The sequence below is a fragment of the Mesorhizobium sp. P5_C1 genome (genome assembly GCF_054049815.1).
The window spans coordinates 1-2774 of record NZ_JBFULQ010000645.1 but is presented as its reverse complement, the minus strand read 5'-3'; the positions used below and the strand labels follow the sequence as shown (position 1 = coordinate 2774).

The 2774-nt window shown below is 62.1% G+C and carries 3 protein-coding genes; 2 read left to right on the top strand and 1 reads right to left on the bottom strand.

Annotated features, from left to right (window positions below):
• Positions 1–115 precede the first annotated feature (115 nt).
• Positions 116–2107: a transketolase gene (gene tkt, locus ACXJ7R_RS29330; RefSeq protein WP_457154880.1), complete on the bottom strand. Its 1992-nt coding sequence runs from the start codon at positions 2105–2107 to the stop codon at positions 116–118.
• 262 nt (positions 2108–2369) lie between these two features.
• Between tkt and ACXJ7R_RS29325 the strand changes: the two genes are divergently transcribed.
• Both ACXJ7R_RS29325 and ACXJ7R_RS29320 read left to right on the top strand, forming a co-directional pair.
• Positions 2370–2642, top strand: coding sequence for a DUF4164 domain-containing protein (locus tag ACXJ7R_RS29325; protein WP_457154879.1), 273 nt, complete (start codon positions 2370–2372; stop codon positions 2640–2642).
• 18 nt (positions 2643–2660) lie between these two features.
• Positions 2661–2774: cell division protein ZapA (locus tag ACXJ7R_RS29320; RefSeq protein ID WP_457154881.1), on the top strand; the 114-nt coding region annotated here is incomplete at its 3' end.

Below are 2774 nucleotides of genomic sequence, written 5' to 3'. Positions count from 1 at the left end.
CGATTAGGTTGGGCCAGTCCGGCGAAATCGCTTTGTGCGGTTTCGCCGGGGCATTTTTTGCTTCAGCCTGTCGTTGTCCAAAACCGCGATACGCTTTTGGGCGACATGCAAGACCTTACTTGCCGTGCAAGCGGGCTTCCGCTGCCTTGGCGGCAGCATCGGCGGTGATGCCGAAATGCGGATAGAGCTGTTCGATGGTGCCGCTGGCGCCGAAGCCGGTCATGCCGATGAAGATGCCGTCGGAGCCGATGAGATGATCCCAGCCCTGGCGGATGCCGGCTTCGATCGCCATCTTGATTGGCGCGTTGCCGATCGTCTTCTTGCGGTAGTCGTCGCTCTGCTTGTCGAACAATTCGAAGCAAGGCATCGACACGACGCGGGTCGGATGACCATGCTTCTCCAGCAACTCGCGGGCGGCAAGCGCAATCTCGACCTCGGAGCCGCTGGCGAAGATCGTCACCGCGGCCTCCCCGCTGGCTGCGGCCAGTTCGTAGCCGCCCTGGCTACTCAGGTTCTTGGCCGAGAATTCGGTGCGCACCGTCGGCAGGTTCTGGCGGGTCAGCGCCAAAGTCGAAGGCGTCTTTTCCGACTCGAGAGCGATCTGCCAGCATTCGGCGGTTTCCACCGCATCGGCCGGACGGAAGACATTGTGGTTGGGAATGGCGCGCAGTGCCGCCAGATGCTCGACCGGCTGGTGGGTCGGGCCGTCTTCGCCCAGACCGATGGAATCATGGGTCATGACGAAGATCGAACGGATGCCCATCAGCGAGGCCAGCCGCATCGACGGACGGGCATAATCGGAGAAGCACATGAAGGTGCCGCCATAGGCGATGAGGCCGCCATGCAGCGTCAGTCCATTGAGTGCGGCGGCCATGCCATGCTCGCGGATGCCATAGTGGACGTAGCGCTGGCCATAATCGTCCGGCGTGATGTTCTTGGTCTGGCTGGTCTTGGTGTTGTTGGAGCCGGTCAGGTCGGCGGAGCCACCGATGGTCTCGGGCACGGCGCCGTTGATGACCTCCAGCGCCATTTCCGACGATTTGCGGGTGGCGACCTTCGGCTTGTCGACAGAGAGCGTCTTCTTGTAGTCGGCAATGACGGCGTCGAAGTTGGACGGCAGCTTGCCGGCGATGCGGCGCTCGAACTCAGCCTTCAGCTTCGCTTCGGCCTTGGCGAGGCGGCCTTCCCAGTCGGTGCGCGCGTTGACGCCGGCCTTGCCGGCGGTGCGCCATGCGTCGAGGATGTCGGCCGGAATCTCGAAGGGCGGCGAATCCCAGTTGAAGAACTTCCGCGCGCCGGCAATCTCGTCGGCGCCGAGCGGCGAGCCGTGTGCCTTGTTGGTGCCGGCCTTGGTCGGCGCGCCGAAGCCGATGGTCGTCTTGCAGGCGATCATCGTCGGCTTGTCGGAATGGCGGGCGGCTTCGATGGCATAGGCGATCGCTTCCGGATCCGTGCCGTCGATGTGGCTGGCGTTCCAGCCGGATGCCTGGAAGCGGGCAACCTGGTCGGTGTTGTCGGCGAGCGACACCGGGCCATCGATCGAGATGTTGTTGTTGTCCCAGAAGACGATCAGCTTGTTGAGCTTGAGGTGCCCGGCAAGCGCGATGGCCTCCTGGCTGACGCCTTCCATCAGGCAGCCGTCGCCGGCCAGCACATAGGTGTAGTGATTGATGAGGTCGTTGCCGAAGGCGGCGTTCATGATGCGCTCGCCGAGCGCGAAGCCGACCGAATTGGCGAGACCCTGGCCGAGCGGGCCGGTCGTCGTCTCGATGCCGGTGGCGTGACCATATTCAGGGTGGCCGGCGGTCTTCGAGCCCAACTGGCGGAAATGCTTGATCTGGTCGATGGTCATGTCTTCATAGCCGGTCAGATGCAGCAGCGAATAGAGCAGCATCGAGCCGTGACCGGCCGACAGGATGAAGCGGTCGCGATCGGGCCAGTGCGGGGCCTTGGGATCATATTTCAGGAAGCGTGTGAACAGCACCGTGGCGATGTCGGCGCAGCCCATGGGCAGGCCGGGATGGCCGGACTGAGCCTTCTCGACGGCGTCCATGGAGAGAAAACGGATCGCATTGGCCATCCGGTCATGTTGTTCACGCGACGTCATGGTTCCTCCAGAAATGGGGGTTTGGGGGCTGGGGAGAGCCCTGGAAAAGGGTGCGCGACACATAGCAGGCGCGGGCTTTTAGTCAACAAATCGGTGCGTATTTGCCGGTCTTATGATGCCGATGGCGGGCCTACATTAGCGTTAGCAGGGGACAGTCGCGAGAGCTTTGTTGACGTTGCCTTCACCCGGTGCCTAATGTTTCGCGGATAACGCGTTCTGAACGCGAACGATTCGGTGATGGGCAGGGCACAGGACGAAGGCCATGACCGGGGAAACCACGCTCAAGGAAGTCATCTCCAGGCTGAGTAAGGCCATCGAGGGGCTGGAAAATGCCGTCGCGGCCAAGCTCGAGCATGAACGCGATTACTCGGAAGCCGAGGCCGAGGTACAGCGGATGAATGCCGACAGATCCCGGTTGGCGCAAGAACTCGACAATTCCGAAGCGCGCGCCGAAAGGCTGGAAGACGCCAACAAGGAAGTGTCGCGACGGCTGGTGACCGCCATGGAAACCATCCGCGCTGTGTTGGACAGATAGGGCTGGACAGGTAGGCTCATGGCACAGGTCACGGTTTCCATCGACGGCAAGCAGTATCGGATGGCCTGCGACGAAGGCCAGGAAGAGCATCTGATCGATCTTGCCGAACGCTTCGACCGCTATGTCTTGCAT

Coding starts and splice junctions, on each gene's coding strand:
- ACXJ7R_RS29325 (WP_457154879.1), top strand. CDS start 2,370: ATGACCGGGGAAACCACGCTCAAGGAAGTCATCTCCAGGCTGAGTAAG.
- tkt (WP_457154880.1), bottom strand. CDS start 2,107: ATGACGTCGCGTGAACAACATGACCGGATGGCCAATGCGATCCGTTTT.